Source organism: Thermogutta sp., from assembly GCF_014359955.1.
Lineage (GTDB): Bacteria > Planctomycetota > Planctomycetia > Pirellulales > Thermoguttaceae > Thermogutta.
In genome coordinates this window covers 1-2,568 of sequence record NZ_JACIYL010000650.1, presented here as the reverse complement: position 1 = coordinate 2,568, position 2,568 = coordinate 1, and the positions used below count along the sequence as shown (strand labels likewise).

Genomic DNA, 2,568 nt, shown 5'->3' with positions numbered 1-2,568 from the left:
GAAAAAGCGGCGATGAATCGCCGCACTCCATATGGAGTGCGGGGCTTTAGCCCCGCTTTCCCCGCGGGACTTCAGTCCCCGGGGAAAGACAGTGGATGATCAAACGTTAAACGACGGACCTGACAGGCAGGTCCCTCCGGGAAAAACGGACCTGACGAGCAGGTCCCTCCGAGGGGTGTTTCGGCGCGAAGGGTTTTCGAAAAATCGGAGGGGCACGCTTGTTGTGCCCGGTCTCACTTGGCGATGAGGCATTACCAACCCCGGTAGGGGCCATTCATGAATGGCCCCTACAGCATGTCGCGCTCGGGACATGTGATAGGTTTGTGCAAAAGCCGGGCTGAAGCAGACCACGAGGCCTGCCGGGCCGAGTCCCACGCCGAGCCATCTCGCCTCAGGGACGCCGTGGCTGCGGCGTCGATCCCGTGACCGACTGTTCAAAAAAGCGGATGGCCCTCCTTCATGGCTTTGTGGGCTTCCGGGGTATCCAGCGGCACGCCTGGGTCTTTTTGCTCCGCCAGCCAGCGATCGAGTTCTTTGGCCAGCCGGGCCTTGACCTCGGCGAACTCCGCCCGACCCGCAAGATTCGTCATCTCGTAAGGGTCCTCAGAAACCCGATAGAGTTCTTCCGCTGGACGCACCATGTAGCGCTTGACCAGCCCATAAATGGCGGGATTGTCCCACGAGTTGGCCACCCAGGTCGGCCAGTATCTGTTGTGAATTCTGGAACCCCCGAGCTCGCCCATGAGGTGTTTCTCGATATAGATCTCCTGCGGCGTCAGATTTCGGATGTAGTGCCATTCGCCGTCAGTGACGGAGCGAATGGGGTACGGCGGGCCTTCCGGAAAATTATTGTGGGCAAAATAGGCATAGCGGCGATGTTCATCTTTTCGCCCCAGCAGCACGTCGCGAAAGCTCGTCCCGTCCAGCGGTCCAAAATCCGCAGGATTGCCACCGGCAAGTTCAATGAGCGTGGGGACCACGTCTGCGTACTGAACGAGGGCCGCCGTCCGGCGTCCGGCGGGCACATGCCCCGGCCATCGCGCGATGAGGGCCGTGTGGACCCCAAGGTTCCAGTTCGTCCATTTGCAGCCGGGGAATTGGGCCCCCTGCTCCGAGGTAAACAGCACGAGCGTCGAATCGCGGAGTCCCGCTCCCTCCAGCACCCGCAGGATGTCTCCCACCTGACTGTCCATGTAGGTGATTTCCGCCAGATACGCGGCAAAGTCTTCCCGCGTTTTCGGTGTGTCCGCGATATGAGGCGGCAGCTTGAGGTTCCGCACCGGGTAGCGGGAACGATCTCCCATCACCCAGGGAACGTGCGGCTCCACCAACGCCACAATCAGGCAGAAGGGTTGATCCTTCTTCCGCGTCATGAATTCTCGAATCCCCTCGACGTTATGCGGAGGCGTGGGGTCGGCGGTGCAATTTGGGCAAAATCCCGGAACGTCTTCGAATGGAAAAACCGTCTTTGGTGCGACGTGCACCTTGCCCGCCAGCCCCGTCCTGTAGCCCAGCGCGGAAAGGTAATGGGGCAGACTGCGAATCCCCGGCCGCGACGCCGAATGGTTCCAGCAACACCCGTTCCGCATCGGATAAAGGCCCGTGTACAGCTCGGCCCGGCAGGGCTGACACATGGCCATGCTCAAATACGCCCGATCGAAGACCAATCCCTCCCGGGCAAGGCGATCGATGTTGGGGGTGAAAGCGTTCTGGCCACCGTAGACGGGTAGATCGTTGTACGTGCAGTCGTCCGCCATGATGATGAGAAAATTGGGCCGCTGCGGCTCCGCCGCTCCCGACGGCAACCCCCACAAACTCACACCCAGACACGCAAGCCACATCACACCCGCGCGCATGATCACACCTCCCCACACATGAACAGGAAAAAAATCTCCAACGGCCATCACCAGCCAATAGGGCCAATCACGCGAACACACACGACCTGCACGCCGTCGCAGCGCATTCGGTCGCGCTTGGCCGGAAAGGCTCCTGCCGCCTCCGACGTCGCACAGGCGTCCTCATTGTAACACACCCAGAACTCCCCCGCTTCCAGGCCGTGGGCGTGCCCCCGCCTCCCTTTTGCCAACACCTCTGAAATACCACGGCGCACCGTGTTCCCGGGACAATTCCTGAACCGGCTTTCCAGCAGGCAGGGACCATTCACGAACGGCCCCCACGGCAGATTGAAACTTTGACTTTGCGCATCCCGGAGAGACCTTTTTCCGGCGGGCCCCGCTCGTCGGGTCCGGTGCGGAAGAATGGATAATCAATCGGCGTTCGTCGGACCTGACAAGCAGGTCCCTCCGAGGGGTGTTTCGGAGGGGCACGCTTGTCGTGCCCGCTGTGAGTTGGGCATGCGATGTCACGAACCCTGGTAGGGGCAATCCATGAATTGCCCCTACCGGAATCTGGTTCGGCCATGGTCCATGTGTTGTCGGGGTGATTCATGAATCGGCCCGACCGGTTATCGCGTGCCATCCGGGGCAACGGCAAGGTTGTGAAGGCTAAAGCCTTCACGAAAAAGCGGCGATGAATCGCCGCACTCCATATGGAGTGCGGGGCTTTAGC

2 protein-coding genes are annotated in these 2,568 nt (G+C 60.9%); both read right to left on the bottom strand.

Features of this window, described 5'->3' with window-relative positions; all coding sequences use genetic code 11:
- Positions 1-434: 434 nt before the first annotated feature.
- Complete coding sequence (locus tag H5U08_RS15460; RefSeq protein ID WP_297035033.1) at positions 435-1,856, bottom strand: sulfatase; 1,422 nt, start codon at positions 1,854-1,856, stop codon at positions 435-437.
- A 47-nt stretch (positions 1,857-1,903) separates the two neighbouring features.
- On the bottom strand, positions 1,904-2,089 hold the full coding sequence (locus tag H5U08_RS15455) for a hypothetical protein (RefSeq protein WP_297035030.1): 186 nt from the start codon (positions 2,087-2,089) through the stop codon (positions 1,904-1,906).
- Between the last annotated feature and the right edge of the window lie 479 nt (positions 2,090-2,568).

Excerpts from the sequence above, each read along its gene's own strand:
- H5U08_RS15460 (WP_297035033.1), bottom strand. The coding sequence starts at position 1,856 with ATGCGCGCGGGTGTGATGTGGCTTGCGTGTCTGGGTGTGAGTTTGTGG.